Genomic DNA, 15,518 nt, shown 5'->3' with positions numbered 1-15,518 from the left:
CCCCAATGTGGCCTTGGGTGCGTTGAACGCACCGAAGGCCACATTGGGGCGCTTGGTCCGGAGCCGAGATCGGGGACGCGCGACACTAGGACGTTTCCCCAGCGGGGGGTTCGGCGGCGGCGTCGAGCCCGGCGATGCCGAGGACGCGGTCGTCGGTGTTGCGCTGGGCGTCCCGCTTCTCCAGCGCGGCGACGGCGTCCTGGTACTCGCCGAGGATGCGCTTCTGGAGGGCGAACATCTCGCGTTCCTCGGCGGGTTCGGCGTGGTCGTAGCCGAGGAGGTGGAGCACGCCGTGCACGGTGAGCAGGTGCAGCTCGTCGATCAGGCCGTGGCCCGCGGTCTTGGCCTGGTCCTTGGCGAACGCCGGGCAGAGCACGATGTCCCCGAGCAGTGCCGGTGACGCGTCGGGCGCGTCGGGGCGGCGGGAGGAGTCGAGCTCGTCCATCGGGAAGGCCATGACGTCGGTGGGGCCAGGGAGGTCCATCCAGCGTTCGTGGAGGTCTTCCATGACCTCGAGGGTGACGAGGAGGATGGACAGCTCGGCGAGCGGGCTGACCTCCATCTTGTCGAGGGCGTAGCGCGCGGCGGAAACGATGGACGTCTCGTCGACGTCGACGCCGGATTCGTTGGCGATCTCGATGCTCACCGCCGGTTGCCCTTCCAGCCGTCGTTCTGCTGCGCGTCCTGCACGGCCTGCCACTTCTCGTAGGCGTCGACGATGCTGGCGACGAGCCGGTGCCGGACGACGTCCTGGCTGGTGAGTTCGGCGAAGTGGAGGTCTTCGACGCCGGTGAGGATGTCTCGGACGACGCGGAGGCCGCTGCGCTGCCCGCTGGGCAGGTCGACCTGGGTGATGTCGCCGGTGACGACGATCTTGGACCCGAAGCCGAGCCGGGTGAGGAACATCTTCATCTGCTCGGGCGTGGTGTTCTGGGCCTCGTCGAGGATGATGAAGGCCTCGTTGAGCGTCCGGCCGCGCATGTAGGCGAGCGGCGCGATCTCGATGGTGCCTGCCTGCATGAGCCGCGGGATGGACTCGGGCTCGACCATGTCGTGCAGCGCGTCGTAGAGGGGCCGCAGGTAGGGGTCGATCTTCTCGTTCAGGGTGCCGGGCAGGTAGCCGAGGCGTTCGCCGGCTTCGACGGCCGGGCGGGTCAGCACGATGCGGGTGACCTGCTTGGCCTGGAGGGCCTGGACGGCCTTCGCCATGGCGAGGTAGGTCTTGCCGGTGCCGGCGGGGCCGATGCCGAAGACGACGGTGTGCTTGTCGATGGCGTCGACGTAGCGCTTCTGGTTGAGCGTCTTGGGCCGGATGGTCTTGCCGCGGCGGGAGACGATGTTGAGGCTGAGGACCTCGGCCGGCGAGGCGTCGCCGGTGGAGAGCATGCCGATGGTGCGGCGGACGGTGTCGGGTCCGACCTGCTGGCCGCCGGTGGCGAGCTGCACGAGCTCGGCGAAGACGCGTTCGGCGAACGCGACGTCGGCGGGCGGACCGGTCAGCGTGACTTCGTTGCCGCGAACGTGCACGTCAGCGGCCAGGAGCTCCTCGGCGACACGCAGGTTCTCGTCGCGCGACCCGAGCAGGCTGAGAGCGGCAGCGTCAGGAATGGGGAACCGGGACTGAGCCGCTGGGACGGCGGCATCCTCGGTCTTGGCGACGTCCCCGGGGACGTCGGGTCGGGCGGCACCACCCGGTACGGTTCCGGCCACGTGGCCTCAGGCCTGCTTTCTCGGTGAGGGAGAACGGACCCCACCGATGCTACTGGCAGCGCCCGGCAAGACGCAGGCCGGTTTCCCTAGTCCTCGTCGGGAGCCCCGAACAGCCCGAGCGGCTCCCCGCCCAGGACATGGGCGTGAACGTGAAAAACGGTCTGCCCGGCATCCCCACCGGAGTTGAAGACAACCCGATACCCGCTCTCAAGGATGCCCTCGAGCTCGGCAACCTTCCGAGCAGCAGCGACAACATCGGCCAGCAGCTGCGGATCAGCAGCACCAAGCTCGCCCACATTCCGGTACCGCTTCCGAGGCACGACGAGCACATGAACGGGCGCCTGAGGCCGAATATCCCGGAAGGCAAAGGTGGTCTCATCTTGATAGACGACATCGGCAGGGATCTCCCCACCAACGATCCGTTCAAAGAGAAGATCGGCATCACTCTCGCTCATAAGAGCACCCTAGCCACCCACCCCACGACCAACCACAACACGCCCCACCACCACAACACGCCCCACGCCCCACGCCCAAACGCAACTCACCCCACCATCGAACGCAACACGCCTCACGGACCGAACGACGACGGCACAGGCGGGGGGTCCGGGGGCGTGCCCCCGGCTGGGGGCCTGGGGGTTTGACCCCCAGAAGACGAGGACGAAACCAAGCCGCGGCACCACCTGCGAGCGAAGCGAGCAGGAAGGTGCCGCGGCGGCGGTGAAGCCTGGGGGTCGCCTCACCGCGACCGCGGCGGCCGCCGGACCGAGGGGGGAGGTGCCCGGCGGGGTCTGTGTCTTCCCAGTGGCGCACCGAAACTTTGAGTGGTGCGTTAATCAACGAGAGTAACCGGTCGGAGCGTGATCGCGCCATAACTGGGCGCCAAATTTTCGCTTTTTTCGCTGCTGATCTTCTACTGCCACCTGGTCGTGAGGGCGCCGAGCGCGCCGAGGGCGACCGCGGCGGCCGTGGAGGTGCGCAGGACTGTGGTGCCGAGGCGGACCGCTCGGGCGCCGGCGCCGGTCAGGGTCCGGAGTTCCTCGTCGGTGATGCCGCCTTCGGGTCCGACGACCAGGAGGATGTCGCCGGTGTCGGGCAGTGGCAGGTCGGCGAGCCGGTCGGGGATGTCGGACTCGAGGACGATCGTCAGTGCCATCGTGGCCACGAGTCCGGCGAGCTCGTCGGTCGTGGCGGGTTCGGTGACGTCGGGGACGTGGGCGCGGCGGGCTTGTTTGGCGGCGGCGCGGGCGGTGGCGCGCCAGCGGGCGAGGGCTTTCTCGCCGCGGCCGCCGTCTTCCCACTTGGCGACGCTGCGGGCTGCTCGCCAGGGCACGATCGCGTCGACGCCGGCCTCGGTGGCGAGTTCGACGGCGAGTTCGCCGCGGTCGCCCTTGGCCAGTGCCTGGGCGACCAGGACGCGCAGGGCGGGTGGTTCCTCGGTCCAGTGCTCCTCGATCGACAGGGTCAGGAGCGGGTCGCGGCCGGTCCGGACGCCTTCGACGACGCAGCGGGCCATCGTGCCGGCGCCGTCGGAGAGGACGAGCCGTTCGCCCGCGCGCAGGCGCCGGACGGTGGCCGCGTGCCGGGCTTCCTCGCCGTCGAGGACCGCGTGTCCCGAGGTGGGCACGGAGGGGGCGAGGAAGACCGGCAGGGTGGTGTCGGGCACGGGTCAGCGGTGGTTCTTGGCGCGCAGCTTGGAGAACAGCCCGCCGTGCTTGGTGCCGTTGGACGCCAGGGTGGGGACCTCTTCGCCGCGCTGCTGGGCGAGCTCGACGAGGAGTTCACGCTGGGCTTCGTCGAGCTTGGTGGGGACGACGACGTCGATGTGGACGTGCAGGTCGCCGCGGCCGTCGACGCGGCCGGAGGACCGCAGCCGCGGCATGCCCTTGCCGGTGAGGACGAGCTCGGCGTTGGGCTGGGTGCCCGGTTCGACGTCGAGTTCGTAGTCGCCGTCGACGAGGGTGGAGATCGGCACCGTGGCGCCGAGGGCGGCGGTGGTCATCGGGATGCGGAAGTTGCAGTGCAGGTCGTGGCCCTGCCGGACGAACACCTCGTGCGGGGTCTCGTCGATCTCGACGTACAGGTCGCCGGCCGGGCCGCCGCCGGGGCCGACCTCGCCCTGGCCGGAGAGGCGGATGCGCATGCCGTCGCCGACGCCCGGCGGGATCTTGGCCGTGACGTTGCGGCGGGCGCGGATGCGGCCGTCGCCGCCGCACTGGCGGCAGGGGTCGGGGATGACCTCGCCGAAGCCGCGGCAGACCGGGCAGGGGCGGGCGGTGACGACCTGGCCGAGGAAGGACCGCTGGACGGACTGGACCTCGCCGGCGCCGCCGCAGGTGTCGCAGGTCTTGACCGAGGTGCCCTCGCTGGTGCCCGCACCGCGGCAGAGGTCGCACACGATGGCGGTGTCGACGGCGATTTCCTTGTCGGCCCCGGTGGCGCACTCCTCGAGGCTGAGGCCGAGCCGGATGAGCGCGTCGGAGCCGGGCTGGACGCGGCTGCGCGGGCCGCGCCCGCGCCCCCCGCCTCCGCCGGCGCCGCCGAAGAAGGCGTCCATGATGTCGCCGAGGCCGCCGAAGCCGGCGAACGGGTCGCCGCCGCCCCCGCCGCGCGCGCCGCCGTCCATCGGGTCGCCCCCGAGGTCGACGATCTTGCGCTTCTGCGGGTCGGACAGCACCTCGTAGGCCGTCGTGACTTCGCCGAACTTGTGCTGCGCGTCTTCCGACGGGTTGACGTCGGGGTGCAGCTCCCGGGCCAGCTTCCGGTACGCGCGCTTGATCTCCTGATCGCTCGCGTTCTTGGCCACCCCGAGGATGCCGTAGTAGTCCCTCGCCACCGTCTCTGCTTCTCCTTCTGCTCTGCCCGGCTCAGCGGCCGGCCAGGATCTGCCCCACGTAGTTGGCGACCGCCCGGACCGCGGCGATCGTGCCGGGGTAGTCCATCCGGGTCGGGCCGACCACCCCCATGCCGCCGAGCACCACGTCGTCGCGGCCGTAGCCGATCGAGACGACGGAGGTGCTGCGCATCTGCTCGTCTTCATTTTCCTCACCGATGCGCACCGTGATCGCACCGGGGTTGCGCGCGGCGGCCAGCAGCTTGAGCACGACGACCTGTTCCTCGAGCGCTTCGAGGACCTGGCGCAGCGAGCCGGGGAAGTCGGCGACGTTCCGCGTGAGGTTGGCGGTGCCGCCGAGCACCAGGCGTTCTTCCGGGTGCTCGGCCAGTGACTCGACCAGCACCGTCGTGACGCGGATGAGGGCGTCCCGCAGCTCGCCGGGCGATTTGTCGGGCAGCTCGGCGACGCGCGCCGCGGCGTCGTTGAGCCGCCGCCCGGCCATGGCCGTGTTGAGCACGCTGCGGAGCCGGGCCACGTCCTCCTCGGTGACGACGTCGCCGAGGTCGACCGTGCGCTGGTCGACGCGCCCGTTGTCGGCGATCAGGACCAGCATCAGCCGAGCCGGGGTGAGCGGCACCACTTCGAGGTGCCGCACCTTGGCGTTGGTCAGCATCGGGTACTGGACGACGGCGACCTGGCGGGTCAGCTGTGCGAGCAGCCGGACCGAGCGCTTGAGGACGTCGTCGAGGTCGGTGCCGCTGTCGAGGAACGTGGTGATGGCCTTGCGTTCGGCGGTGGAGAGCGGCTTGATCTCCGAGAGCCGGTCGACGAAGAGGCGGTAACCCTTGTCGGTCGGGACGCGACCGGCACTGGTGTGCGGCTGGGTGATGTAGCCCTCTTCTTCGAGCGTCGCCATGTCGTTGCGCACCGTGGCGCTCGACACACCCAGGTTGTGCCGCTCGACGATCGCTTTGGACCCGACCGGTTCCTGGTTGGACACGTAGTCGGCCACGATCGCGCGCAGCACGTCGAAGCGGCGTTCCTCCGCGTTGGCCACCGGTTCCTCACCTACCTCGCTCGCTGCTCGATCCGAGTTTACGGAAGCCTGAGCCGGTTGCGCTCAACGCGGGGCGTCCCGCGTCGGGTAAAGAGCACGCAAACCGATACCCATGCATTGTTCTGGCCCGGGATTTTGCGCTTGAAAGGGGAACCGAAACCGGGTTTGCTCCCTCTGATCCACGTCACTTTCCCCGACTTCCGAGGTCGCCGTGAACAATTTTGCCCCGGCTTCGGCCGGTATGCCCGAAATCGCCCGGCGCGCGGCCGAGGCGAAGGCGCGGCTGGAGCGCGTCTCGGCGACCGCCACGAGTGCCGACGGAGCCGTCACGGTCACCGTCAACACCGCCGGTGCGCTGCAGGAACTCACCTTCGGCCCGCGCGCGGACGAGCTGCCGCGGACGCGGCTGGCCCAGGTGGTCCTGGCCACGGCCCGCCGGGCCCAGGTCGACGCCGCCCAGCAGCTCGCCGGCATCATGGCGCCGGTCATCGGCGAGCACAGCGAGGCAATGGAATTCCTCCGGGAACAGATTCCGGCGCCCGCCGTACCCGAAGAGGAAGCGGCAGCACCGCCGCGCTGGGAATTCACCGAAGAGCGGCGCGAAAGCCCGACTCCGCCGCCCGCGCGTCCGGCCCGGCCCCGCCCGGCCGACGACGAAGACTTCGGCGGCCCGATCCTGCGCCGGGGGCAGTGATGGCGGGCAAAGCGATGAAGGTCGACTTCGACGTCCTCGGCGGCCACGAGGACGAGATCCGCGAAATCGCCGGCAAGGTCCAGCAGGCGGTCGACGCGGCGGGCACCGCGCAGGCGCTCGACTTCGACGCGTTCGGGCTGGTCGGGCAGGTCTTCGCGGTGCCGATCCAGGCGTGGGTGGACACCGCGGACGGCTTCCTGAACGCGGCCGTCGAGGCCGGCCACGAGGTGGCCGACCGGATCAAGACCGCGCACACGGCGTTCCGCGACCACGAACAGACGACGAAGAGCCTGATCGAGGGCATCGGCAAGGAGCTGCCGGCATGACCGAGACGCAGGAGAACCCCCTGGTCGCGACCGCCGAATCACCGGGCGGCTTCTGGAGCGGCATGGGCGACGGCTCGAAGGGCGAGCTGGACAACGTCAACGCCCAGACCGGCGGCGCCGGCATCTTCAGCGACGCGGCCTCGACGCTGACCGACGCCCGCAACGGCGACTGGGGCAACCTCGCCATGGACGTCGGCACCGACGCCCTCGACCTGCTCGGCGCGGCGATGGACCCGCTCGGCACGCTGGCCAGCGCGGGCGTCGGCTGGCTGATCGAGCACATCAGCTTCCTGAAGGACGGCCTCGACAAGCTCGCCGGCAAGCCCGAGGCGGTCACCGCCAAGGCCGTGACCTGGACGAACATCGCGAAGCAGCTCACCGAGACGGCCGAGCAGTACGAGCAGCAGGCGAAGAAGGTCCAGCAGTCGTTCAGCGACTGCGGATCCGCCGAGGCCTACCAACGGACGGCCGAGAGCTACGTCGGTGTGCTGCGCGGGGCCGCCTCGCACGCCGAAGGCGCGTCGACCGCGATGAACATCGGCGCCGCGCTGGTCGGCACCGAGCGCGGGCTGATCCGCGACCTGATCTCGTCGTTCGTGGGCGAGCTGATCGTCAAGGCGCTGGCCGCGCTCGCGGCGTCCTGGTGCACCTTCGGCGGGACCATCGCGGCGTTCATCGCCGACACCGTGATCGAGGGCGGCGTGCTCGCCGAGAAGATCAGCACGCGCATCGCGAAGATCGTCGAAAAGCTGGAGGGCCTCGCGAAGGGCGCCGGCAAGTCGAAGGCGGCCCTCGAAAGCGCGGCGGACGCGCTGAAGAAGGTGGGCAAGGGCGTCGACAAGATCGTGGACAAGAGCGTCGACACGGCCGCGAACATCGAGCGCCGGGCCAACGAGCTCAAGCAGGCGGGCAAGGAGGCGAAGTCCGCCGAGGAGACCGCCGACCAGTGGGGCCAGGCGTGGAAGGACAAGGTGCCCGGCCGCGAAAAGCTCGAAGGCCCCGGTGACAAGTTCTCCGAGGACGGCCGCAGCGTGCTGAACCAGCACAAGCTGCGCGAGCCCGGCGAGCCGGTGCACTGGAACACCGCCGACACGGTCGGCGTGGTCACCGAAGGCCGCCGCCAGGAGAACGAGCAGTACGACCGGTACCACGAGGGCCAGGAAGCCTACGAGAAGGAACACCCCGAAGGGGAGGGCGAGTGAGTGACGAGGCCGGGGTGGAGCCGGCCAACCGCAGCGGGCGGCTCCACCCCGGGCAGCGCGGCGCGCTGCTCGACCTGAACTTCTGGGTGGCGGCGGTCCTGGTCGTGGCCGGGCTCGTGCTCACGGTGGGCCTCGGGGTGGTGGCGGAGACCGCGGGCGAGGCGCTGGGCACCGTGGTCCCGCTCCTGGCGATCACCGGCTGGTTCGCGTTCGTCTGCTGGCGCCGGCTCGCCGACGCCTTCGGAGGCCGGCTGGCCGCGGTCACCGGCTGGACGCACGACTTCGACACCGCCCGCGTCACCGACGAGTACCCGATCGGCCTGCACCGCAGCCCGCCGGGGTTCAAGAGCCTGGAGTCGTTCAGCCTGCGCGCCGGCGGCCGGACCTACCCGCTGGAGAGGAAGCTCCGCGAGCGGATCCGGCCGGACCGGGTCAACACCGTGCTCATCGCTCCGCGCAGCAAGCTGCTGATCAACGTCCTCCCGGCTTGACCGGCACTTTCACGTGAAAGTGACCTGGAGCGACCACTCCGGATCACTTTCACGTGAAAGCTACGCCTCAGGAGTTGCGCGGAAAACCCAGGTTGACGCCCGCGTGCGAGCGGTCCGGCCAGCGGGACGTGACCACCTTCGTCCGGGTGAAGAAGTGGAACCCCTCCGGCCCGTACGCGTGGCTGTCGCCGAACAGCGAGTCCTTCCAGCCGCCGAAGGAGTAGTAGCCGACCGGGACGGGGATCGGCACGTTGATCCCGACCATGCCCACCTCGACCTCGCTGGAGAACCGGCGCGCGGCCGCGCCGTCGCCGGTGAAGATCGCCGTGCCGTTGCCGTACGGGTTGGCGTTGATCAGCGCCAGCGCGTCGTCGTAGGACGCCGCGCGGGCCACCGACAGCACCGGGCCGAAGATCTCGTCGGTGTAGATCGGCATCTCCGGGCGGACGTGGTCGAACAGCGTCGGGCCGAGCCAGAAGCCGTCGCCGGCCACCTCGATCCCCCGGCCGTCGACGACCAGGGCAGCACCGGCGGAGACCCCGGCGTCCACATAGGACTCCACCCGGGCGTGGTGGGCCGCGGTGACCAGCGGCCCCATTTCGGACTCGGGGTCGCGGCCGTCGCCGACGCGCAGCCGGGCCATCCGCTCGGCGATCTTCTCCACGAGCGAGTCGCCGACCGGGTCGACGGCCACGACCACCGACACCGCCATGCACCGCTCCCCCGCCGAGCCGAACCCGGCCGACACCGCGGCGTCGGCGGCGAGGTCGAGGTCGGCGTCCGGCAGCACCACCATGTGGTTCTTCGCCCCGCCGAGCGCCTGGACGCGCTTGCCGTGCCGGGTGCCGGTTTCGTAGACGTACCGGGCGATCGGCGTCGACCCGACGAACGAGATCGCCTTGACGTCGGCGTGCTCCAGCAGCCCGTCGACGGCGGCCTTGTCGCCGTGCAGCACGTTGAGCGCACCCGCCGGCAGCCCGGCCTCGGCGAACAGCTCCGCGATGAACACCGCCGCCGACGGGTCCTTCTCGCTCGGCTTGAGCACCACGGTGTTGCCGCAGGCCAGCGCGTTGGGCACGAACCACAGCGGCACCATGGCCGGGAAGTTGAACGGCGAGATCACGCCGACCACGCCGAGCGGCTGGGCGATCGAATGGACGTCGACGCCGGTCGACGCGTTCTCGCTGAACCCGCCCTTGAGCAGCTGGGCGGCGCCGCAGGCGAATTCGACGTTCTCGATCGCGCGGGCGATCTCCCCGGCCGCGTCGGACTCGACCTTGCCGTGCTCGCTCGTGACGATCTTCGCCAGCTCGTGCTTGCGGGCGGACAGCAGCTCGCGGAAGGCGAACAGCACCCGCGTCCGGCCGGCCAGCGACGTCCCGCGCCAGCCCGGCAGCGCCGCCGTGGCCGCGCCGACAGCGGCTTCGACCTCGGCTTCGCCGGCGAAGTCCACGTGCGCCCGGACCACACCGGTGGCGGGGTCGAAGACCTCACCGAACCGTGCCGGCGTCCCGGTGAACGGCTTGCCGTCGATCCAGTGGCTGATGCGGTCGGTCACGGCGGGCACTCCTGGCACTCGGCAACATCGGCGAAGACGAGTCTCCGTGCGGACGCCACGCCACCGCCATCAGCAACGTGTACGTCAGTTGGCTTCCGGCCGTACAGTCTGTCCCCTGCCGCAGACAACACGCCGAGGAGCCATGTACCCGACCGTCGCCGAGGTCCTCGCGCTGCCGGTGCTGCGCCAGGGCCGTCCGCACGTCGTCGCCGGCGCCGCCGGGCTGGACGCGCCGGTGCGCTGGGCGCACGTCGCCGAGGTCGCCGACATCGCGCACCTGCTGCGCGGTGGCGAGCTGGTGCTGACGACCGGCGTCGCGCTGCCCGACGACGGCCCGGCGCTGGCCCGGTACGTCGCCGACCTGGCCGGGGTCGGGGCCGCCGGAGTCGTGGTCGAGCTGGTCCGGCACTGGAGCGACAAGCTGCCCGCCGCGCTGGTCGACGCGGCCGAGGAGCACGGCCTGCCGCTGGTCACGCTCTCGCGGGAGACGCGGTTCGTGAGCGTCACCGAAGCGGTCAACGGCCAGATCGTCGACGCCCAGGTCGCCGAGCTGCGGGCCGCCGAGCGCGTGCACGAGACGTTCACCGCCCTGACGGTCGCGGGCGCCGAGCCCGGCGTCGTCCTGGGCGAGGTCGCCCGGCTCACCGACCTGCCGGTGGTGCTGGAAACGCTGTCGCACGAGGTGCTCGCCTACGACGCGGCCGGCACCGACCCGGCCGAGCTGCTCGCCGGGTGGCCGTCCCGGTCGCGGGTGGTCCAGATCGGCGAGCGGACCGGCTACCACCCGGGTTCGGGCTGGCTGGTGACCGTGGTCGGCGCGCGCGGGCACGACTGGGGCCGGCTGATCGTCGTCTGCGCCGACCAGCCGCCGCACCGCCTCCGGGTGGTCGCCGAGCGGGCCGCGTCCGCGCTGGCCGTGCACCGGCTGGTCGCCAAGGAGTCCGAAGGTCTCGAACGCCAGGCCCACCGCGCGGTCCTCGCCGAGCTGCTCGCTTCGCCGGCACCGTCGGCGGAGCTGCTGGCCCGCGCCTCGGCACTGGCCGTGCCGCTGCCCGGACGGCAGCTCGTCGGGCTGGCGGTGCGGCCCCAGCTGATCGGGGTTCCGCGGCCCGCGCTGTCCACCCCGCCGGTGCTGCGCGAGCTGGCCGAGGCGACCGTGCTGGCGGCTCGCCGCGCGAAGGTGTCGGCGCTGGTGGCGACGGACGACCTCGGGGTGCGCGCCCTGATCGCGCTGTCCCCGGAGGCGAACGCCGACGCCGTGCTGAACCGGCTCGCCACCGACGTCCACGAGGCCCGCGGCAGCGCGCCGGGAGTGCTCGCGGTCGGCACGACGGTGTCGTCCCCCGCCGAAGCCCGCCGCACGTTGCTGGAAGCGGGCCAGGTCGCGGCGGCGGCGCTGGGCACGGGCGCGGAGCGGGTGGTCCACCGGCTGTCCGATGTGCGCCTGCGCGGCCTGCTGCACCTGCTGGAAGGCGATGACCGCGTGACGGCGTTCGCGCAGCGGGAACTCGGGCCGCTGCTGCAGCGCGACGCCGCTTCGGGCAGCCGGCTCGTCCAGGCGCTGCGGCACTACTGCGCCCAGGGCGGCAACAAGTCGGCGGCGGCCGCGGCGGCGCACACCTCCCGGACGGCCTACTACCAGCAGCTCGCCCGGATCGAGCAGGTTCTCGGCGTCCGGCTGGAAGACCCGGAGTCGATGCTTTCGCTGTACGTCGCCCTGCTGGCCTGGGACCTCACCCGGCCGAGTGAAGAAGAGTCACCCGGACGTGCAGCACAGTGATCAGCTCCGGACGGCCGATGACACCGATATGGCCCTTCTCCCCTTCGCAGCCTGTCTGATGAGCCTCGGCTGCCTGGCGCCGGCCCCGGCGTCGACGCTGCAGCTGACCACCCACGACACCGCCAACCGGATCGGCTCGGTGGTGCTGACGTGCGACCCGCCCGGTGGCACGCACCCGAAGCGCGACAAGGCGTGCGCGGTGCTGTCCGGCGCCGGCGGCGATTTCTCCCGGATCACCGCGCGGCACCAGCTGTGCACGCTGATCTACGCCCCGGTGGAAGTCACGGCGGTGGGCGTTTGGCACGGCAAGCCGGTCTCGTTCCGCACGACGTACGCGAACCGCTGCGAGGCCGACCGCGACTCGGACGGCGTCTTCGGCTTCTGATTCGGCTTCGGAGGCGCGTACGCGCTTTGCGCGCGCAGAAGCCGCCGGGCCGCCCCCACGACGACCCGGTGACTTCCGCGCACCGTTTTTAACCACGCACGACCCACGCCGCCGGTTCAGCCGCAGCCACCGAGAGGAACGTCACGGGCCGCCGAACGGCTGAGGTTCCACGCCGGCCAGCCGTCCGGGGTGTCGTGGCGCAGCACCTGCCGCAGCACGCACGTGCGCCGCGGTTCCGGCAGCCGGGCCGAGACCACCGGGACCACGTCGGCCGAGAACCCGGCGAGGTAGCCGTCGTCCAGGGGCCTGCCGGCGGCCGCGCGGTCGAGGTTGGCGTCGGCGATGAGGCGTTCCGGGTCGAGGAGCGCGAGCACGAGCAGCGCCGCCGCGGCCGTCCCGATCGCCGCGCGGGGCAGCCACGAGGAGCGCAGCCGCACCAGCGACGCGCCGACGAGGACGAACACCACACCGAACCACAGTTCGCACACCTCGACCAGCAGCCGCAGCACGGTGAAGCCGTACGCCTGCTGGTATGTCCACATGCGACTCAGCGCCGAACCGACCAGCACGAGCGTCAGGGCGCTCAACGTCCCGAGCAGGACCCGCTGGCGGAGCCGGTCGGCGCGGGTGGCGTCCGGCGCCCAGCGCAGCGCGGCCGCGACGATGGCCAGCGTCAGCACGGTGACGGCGCACAGCTGCCAGAAGCCGCCGCGGGCGTACTGCGCCGACGTCAGCCCGCTGGTGCGCAGGACGTACCCGGTGCCGCCGAACAGCACGACCAGCCGCACCCCGACGAAGACGCTGAACACCAGGACGAGGACGCCGAGCGGGACCGTCCACTCCAGACCGTAACCACTCCGGTGTGGACGGTCGGCCGCCGCGCGACGCGGTGGTGCAGCGAGGAAGTAGCAGGCGCCGGCCACGACGGAGGTGAAGACGGCGAACACCGCGCACCACCGCACGAGCGTCGCGACGCTGAGTTCGGGGACCATGGCGTTGACGACGGCGGCGAAGGCGGCATCGGCACTGGCGAGCAGCGGCACGAACACCGCGACGAGCGCGGCGGCGGCCAGCACGGCGAGCGCGATCCGGCGGGCGACACCGTCGCGGCGGGCGGTGAAGCGCCCCGCGCCGCGGCCGATCCACGGGATGGCGCGGAGGGCCTCGACGGGCAGGGCGAGCATGTCGTAGAGCACGGAGTTGACGGTCCGCTCCCCGACCACGGCCAGCGACCCGGCCACGACGGCGGCCAGCACGCACAGCACGAACAGCCACCCCGACGCCCGTACGGCCCCCATCGCGAGCAGGGCCAGTGCGAGAGACGCCCACCCGGCGCTGCGCCAGGTGAAGGAGCCGGGTTCACCGGCCGCCCGAGACCGCCGATCGGCGAGGAAAACCGCGGTGGCGACGGCCAGCCCGGAAAGCAGCCACCCCACCCCGGGCCGATCGACGGGCAGCAGGAGAGCAGCGGCCACCCCGGCCAGCCCCGCGGCAGGCAGCACGGCGGGCGGCAGTGGCACGACCGCGGACTTCGGTGGGGGCAGCGGCCGCAGGAGAACGGACGGAGCGGCCACGGCCACCCCTCCCGCCGCAGAACGGGCGGGGCCAGCGGACCACTCGGCCGCCGCATCCCGACCGCGGGCCGTATCAGTCTCCGGCGTCGTCACCCGCGACGCGCGACCGAGCGCTTACCGCGCGGTACCCCGGAGCCGCCGACATGTGCTTTGGGCATTTCACCCCTTCCTCGAGTTCACTTTTGCAAACTTCTGTGGCCGAGTCCGCCACTGACCCAGGCCCAAGCGGGCCGAGCCGAGCTAAGCGGGGAGCGTCACCCGGATCCGGCTGCCCGTGCCCGGTGAGGGGTCCACCACGCCGATCGTCCCGCCGTGCAGGTCCACCGCCCACCGGGCGATCGCCAGGCCGAGCCCGGTACCCCCGCCCGACGGCCGATCCCCGCGGGTGAACCGCTCGAAGACCCGCTCGCGGTCCGCCCGCGCGATCCCCGGCCCCTCGTCGCAGACGTCGATGCGCACCTCACCCGGGCGCACCTGGGCGATCACCCGGACCTCGCCGCCCGCCGGGCCGTGGCGGGCGGCGTTCTCGAGAAGGTTGGCCACCACCTGGAACAGCCGGCCGCGGTCCGCCGTCACCAGCGCGCCCTCGGGTGACACCGTCACCGCGAACGTCACCCCGCGGCGGGCGAACCTCGCCTCACCGACCACTTCCGACAGCAGCGACCAGAGCGAGAACTCCGTCTTGTGCAGCGGGATCGCCCCCGCGTCGAGCCGCGACAGGTCCAGGAGCTCCTCCACCAGGGACGTCAGGCGCTCGGTCTGCTGCAACGCCGTCTTCAGCGTCGCCGGATCCGGGTCCTCGACGCCGTCGACGAGGTTCTCCAGCACGCCGTTCAGCGCGGTGATCGGGGTCCGCAGCTCGTGGGACACGTTCGCGATCAGCTCCCGGCGCTGCCGGTCCGCGTCGCCGAGGTCGCCCGCCATCTGGTTGAACGCCTGCGCCAGCTCCCCGACCTCGTCACGCGTCGTCGCGCGGATGCGGCGGGTGTAGTCGCCCTTGGCCATCGCCCGCGCCGCCGCGGTCATCTCGCGCAGCGGGCGCGTCATCCCGTGGGCCAGCAGCTGCGAAAGCACCAGGGCGAGCACCATCGCGGTGATCGTCGTCTTCGGCGGCAGCCAGCCGATCTGCCAGTTGAAGAACGCGAACGCCACCCCGCCGGAGGCGACCATCAGGATCGCCAGCTTCAGCTTGATCGAGCGGATCCGGTCGAGGGGCCGCGGAACGAGGTTCACGATCCCGCCTCCAGTGCGTAGCCGACTCCGTGCACCGTGCGGATCAGGTCCGCGCCGAGCTTCCGCCGCAGCGCCTTGATGTGGCTGTCCACGGCCCGGGTGGCCGCGGACGTGCCGTGGACGTCCCAGTCCCACACCTCCGACAGCAGCCGTTCCCGCGGCTGCACCACCCGCGGCCGCCGCGCGAAGTGCACGAGCAGGTCGAACTCGATCGGCGTCAGCTGCGCCGCGACGCCGGCCCGGGCGACGCGCCGCTGGTCGACGTCGATCTCGAGGTCGCCGAGCACGATCCGGGTACCCGCGACGGCCACCGAGCGGTCCACCCGCCGCAGCAGCGCGTGGACCCGGGCGGTCAGCACCCGCATCGAGAACGGCTTCGTGAGGTAGTCGTCGGCGCCGACGCCGAGCCCGACCAGCAGGTCCGTCTCGTCGGCCCGCGCGGTGAGCATCAGCACCGGCACGGGGCGGCGGCCCTGGATCCGGCGGCAGACCTCCAGGCCGTCGAACCCCGGCAGCATCACGTCCAGCACCACCAGCTCCGGCTCGCCCGCCGCATCGGCTTCCACGGCGGCCGGGCCGTCGTGGGCGACGTCGACGGTGAAGCCCTCGGCCCGCAGCCGGGCCGCGATCGACGCGGCGATCGTGACGTCGTCCTCGACGACGAGCACGCGCCGC

16 protein-coding genes are annotated in these 15,518 nt (G+C 71.8%); 6 read left to right on the top strand and 10 right to left on the bottom strand.

Annotated elements, in window-relative coordinates:
* Positions 1-85 precede the first annotated feature (85 nt).
* The 6 genes from ybeY to hrcA form a co-directional block, all read right to left on the bottom strand.
* Complete coding sequence (gene ybeY / locus AB0F15_RS33500; RefSeq protein ID WP_360279230.1) at positions 86-646, bottom strand: rRNA maturation RNase YbeY; 561 nt, start codon at positions 644-646, stop codon at positions 86-88.
* On the bottom strand, positions 643-1,710 hold the full coding sequence (locus AB0F15_RS33495; RefSeq protein WP_360279227.1) for a PhoH family protein: 1,068 nt from the start codon (positions 1,708-1,710) through the stop codon (positions 643-645). The genes ybeY and AB0F15_RS33495 overlap by 4 nt, the downstream gene beginning before the upstream one ends.
* Positions 1,711-1,796: 86 nt before the next feature.
* Positions 1,797-2,165 (bottom strand): histidine triad nucleotide-binding protein, encoded by a 369-nt coding sequence (locus AB0F15_RS33490; protein ID WP_360279224.1) that lies wholly within the window; start codon positions 2,163-2,165, stop codon positions 1,797-1,799.
* Positions 2,166-2,620: 455 nt separating this feature from the next.
* A complete protein-coding gene (locus tag AB0F15_RS33485) occupies positions 2,621-3,373 on the bottom strand; it encodes a 16S rRNA (uracil(1498)-N(3))-methyltransferase (protein ID WP_360279222.1) in 753 nt (250 codons plus the stop codon).
* Positions 3,374-3,376: 3 nt separating this feature from the next.
* The gene (gene dnaJ, locus AB0F15_RS33480; RefSeq protein ID WP_360279219.1) at positions 3,377-4,543 is read right to left on the bottom strand and encodes a molecular chaperone DnaJ; all 1,167 of its coding nucleotides are present in this window, start codon (positions 4,541-4,543) and stop codon (positions 3,377-3,379) included.
* Positions 4,544-4,574: 31 nt separating this feature from the next.
* Positions 4,575-5,600: a heat-inducible transcriptional repressor HrcA gene (gene hrcA / locus AB0F15_RS33475; RefSeq protein WP_360279217.1), complete on the bottom strand. Its 1,026-nt coding sequence runs from the start codon at positions 5,598-5,600 to the stop codon at positions 4,575-4,577.
* A gap of 241 nt (positions 5,601-5,841) precedes the next feature.
* Between hrcA and AB0F15_RS33470 the strand changes: the two genes are divergently transcribed.
* Genes AB0F15_RS33470 through AB0F15_RS33455 form a run of 4 tightly spaced genes read left to right on the top strand, consistent with a single transcriptional unit; the run spans position 5,842 to position 8,313 of the window.
* Positions 5,842-6,294: a YbaB/EbfC family nucleoid-associated protein gene (locus AB0F15_RS33470; RefSeq protein WP_360279214.1), complete on the top strand. Its 453-nt coding sequence runs from the start codon at positions 5,842-5,844 to the stop codon at positions 6,292-6,294.
* Positions 6,294-6,620: a type VII secretion target gene (locus tag AB0F15_RS33465; RefSeq protein ID WP_360279211.1), complete on the top strand. Its 327-nt coding sequence runs from the start codon at positions 6,294-6,296 to the stop codon at positions 6,618-6,620. The genes AB0F15_RS33470 and AB0F15_RS33465 overlap by 1 nt, the downstream gene beginning before the upstream one ends.
* Entirely contained in the window at positions 6,617-7,822 is a 1,206-nt protein-coding gene (locus tag AB0F15_RS33460; protein WP_360279208.1) for a hypothetical protein, read from the top strand. Before AB0F15_RS33465 ends, AB0F15_RS33460 begins: the two co-directional genes overlap by 4 nt.
* Positions 7,819-8,313 (top strand): hypothetical protein, encoded by a 495-nt coding sequence (locus AB0F15_RS33455; RefSeq protein WP_360279205.1) that lies wholly within the window; start codon positions 7,819-7,821, stop codon positions 8,311-8,313. Before AB0F15_RS33460 ends, AB0F15_RS33455 begins: the two co-directional genes overlap by 4 nt.
* Before the next feature lie 67 nt (positions 8,314-8,380).
* On the opposite strand, the gene AB0F15_RS33450 is transcribed toward AB0F15_RS33455, so the two are convergent.
* Positions 8,381-9,871, bottom strand: a complete 1,491-nt coding sequence (locus AB0F15_RS33450; RefSeq protein ID WP_360279203.1) for a CoA-acylating methylmalonate-semialdehyde dehydrogenase — start codon at positions 9,869-9,871, stop codon at positions 8,381-8,383.
* Positions 9,872-10,013: 142 nt separating this feature from the next.
* Between AB0F15_RS33450 and AB0F15_RS33445 the strand changes: the two genes are divergently transcribed.
* Together AB0F15_RS33445 and AB0F15_RS33440 are read left to right on the top strand one after the other, a co-directional pair.
* Positions 10,014-11,651 (top strand): PucR family transcriptional regulator ligand-binding domain-containing protein, encoded by a 1,638-nt coding sequence (locus tag AB0F15_RS33445; protein WP_360279200.1) that lies wholly within the window; start codon positions 10,014-10,016, stop codon positions 11,649-11,651.
* A gap of 58 nt (positions 11,652-11,709) precedes the next feature.
* Entirely contained in the window at positions 11,710-12,036 is a 327-nt protein-coding gene (locus AB0F15_RS33440; protein WP_360279197.1) for an SSI family serine proteinase inhibitor, read from the top strand.
* Between the two features lie 116 nt (positions 12,037-12,152).
* Here AB0F15_RS33440 and AB0F15_RS33435 read toward each other — a convergent pair whose 3' ends face one another.
* From AB0F15_RS33435 to AB0F15_RS33425, 3 genes are all read right to left on the bottom strand, one after another.
* Positions 12,153-13,616 (bottom strand): DUF4173 domain-containing protein, encoded by a 1,464-nt coding sequence (locus AB0F15_RS33435; RefSeq protein WP_360279195.1) that lies wholly within the window; start codon positions 13,614-13,616, stop codon positions 12,153-12,155.
* 234 nt (positions 13,617-13,850) lie between these two features.
* Positions 13,851-14,843, bottom strand: coding sequence for an ATP-binding protein (locus tag AB0F15_RS33430; protein ID WP_360279192.1), 993 nt, complete (start codon positions 14,841-14,843; stop codon positions 13,851-13,853).
* Positions 14,840-15,511: a response regulator transcription factor gene (locus AB0F15_RS33425; RefSeq protein ID WP_360279248.1), complete on the bottom strand. Its 672-nt coding sequence runs from the start codon at positions 15,509-15,511 to the stop codon at positions 14,840-14,842. Before AB0F15_RS33425 ends, AB0F15_RS33430 begins: the two co-directional genes overlap by 4 nt.
* Between the last annotated feature and the right edge of the window lie 7 nt (positions 15,512-15,518).

The organism is Amycolatopsis sp. NPDC026612 (assembly GCF_040638285.1).
Taxonomy (GTDB): domain Bacteria; phylum Actinomycetota; class Actinomycetes; order Mycobacteriales; family Pseudonocardiaceae; genus Amycolatopsis.
This window is presented reverse-complemented; position numbering and strand designations above follow the sequence as displayed.

Bases quoted from the DNA above. Each gene is read 5' to 3' on its own strand.
- AB0F15_RS33490 (WP_360279224.1), bottom strand. From the start codon at position 2,165: ATGAGCGAGAGTGATGCCGATCTTCTCTTTGAACGGATCGTTGGTGGG.
- AB0F15_RS33470 (WP_360279214.1), top strand. From the start codon at position 5,842: ATGCCCGAAATCGCCCGGCGCGCGGCCGAGGCGAAGGCGCGGCTGGAG.
- AB0F15_RS33465 (WP_360279211.1), top strand. From the start codon at position 6,294: ATGGCGGGCAAAGCGATGAAGGTCGACTTCGACGTCCTCGGCGGCCAC.
- AB0F15_RS33460 (WP_360279208.1), top strand. From the start codon at position 6,617: ATGACCGAGACGCAGGAGAACCCCCTGGTCGCGACCGCCGAATCACCG.
- AB0F15_RS33445 (WP_360279200.1), top strand. From the start codon at position 10,014: ATGTACCCGACCGTCGCCGAGGTCCTCGCGCTGCCGGTGCTGCGCCAG.
- AB0F15_RS33440 (WP_360279197.1), top strand. From the start codon at position 11,710: ATGAGCCTCGGCTGCCTGGCGCCGGCCCCGGCGTCGACGCTGCAGCTG.